Origin of the sequence: Bartonella sp. CL70QHWL (assembly GCF_042194855.1) — a bacterium.
Taxonomy (GTDB): Bacteria; Pseudomonadota; Alphaproteobacteria; order Rhizobiales; family Rhizobiaceae; genus Bartonella.
In genome coordinates, this window is sequence record NZ_JBHINJ010000078.1 from 1 (window position 1) to 1,254 (window position 1,254).

Genomic DNA, 1,254 nt, shown 5'->3' on the forward strand with positions numbered 1-1,254 from the left:
ACAAGAGCAGCTTTAACTCCAAGAGTTGTAACGGGCGGTCAAATGACTAGGGATGGGAATTTGGGTAATCCTCTTGTTTATGGTGTACGATCTGAGGGAGAAGCGCATGATGCTATTGTTTTCGGGCAAGTAGCGCAGACGAAGGCTGACCAAGGGATTGCAATCGGCTTAACTGCTTTAGCTGGTCGTAGTAGAGATAATAAAAATAGCATTGCAATCGGCTCTTCTCTAACCGATAGTTATGATGAAGAAGAGAGAACAGTTTCATTAGGTGATTTTTCAATAGCCTTCGGTAGTAAAGCACATAGTTATGCAAATGAAGCGATTGCTATGGGATACAATGCATATGCAGAGGAGCAGGCGTTGCAGGGAATTGCTATAGGCGCTAGCTCTAATGTGACGGTTGCGAAAGGTGTTGCTCTAGGAAGCGATTCTATATCCGATAGGGCTGGTGGTGTTTCTGGCTATTTTCCTTATAAGAAAGCGAATGCAACAGGTGCTGACGCTCAATGGAAGAGTGGTTATGGTGCTGTGAGTGTTGGTGATGTCAGCGAGAAGAAAACGCGACAAATTATAGGGGTAGCAGCTGGTTCTGAACTGACTGATGCAGTAAATGTTGCGCAGATAAAGTCATTACAAAATTACGTAGATAAAGGTTGGCAGCTGTCTGTTGGTGGTGCAGATGCTACAACTATTGGTATAGAGAGCAAGATCGATTTATTAGCGGCAAGTAAAAATCTTCAAATTAGCAAAGGCAAAGATGACAATAATATAAAATTTGATCTAGCTAAGGAAATCGCAGTCAATAAAGTAACTGCAGGAAGCAATACCCTAGACGCAACAGGCTTAGTGATTGCCAATGGTCCGAAAATAACCACCGGAGGTATTGATGCTGGAGGTAAAAAGATAACTGGAGTGGCAACGGGTACTGAAAGCACCGATGCGGTGAATTTTGGACAACTGAAGGAAATAAAAGAACAAGTAGCAGCCAGTAGTTTTATTAAACAAGATGCGCAGACGAAATACATCACCATTGGTAAGGATACAGATGGCGATAAAATCACTATTGCCAATAAAGATAATAAGACCAGAATTCTTTCTGGCGTTGCAGATGGCGCGGACGACGCTGATGCCGTGAATGTTGCGCAGCTAAAAGCTCTAAAAGACTCTATAACTTCAAGTTGGGATCTCTCTGTTGATGGTGCAGATACGACGAGTGTTGATTCAACCAACCCAATGGATTTGGCAGCTGGA

1 pseudogene is annotated in these 1,254 nt (G+C 43.1%); it reads left to right on the top strand.

The annotated features are described in order from the left end of the window. Positions 1-1,254: pseudogene (locus tag ACFIJZ_RS09765) on the top strand (hypothetical protein); the annotation flags it as partial.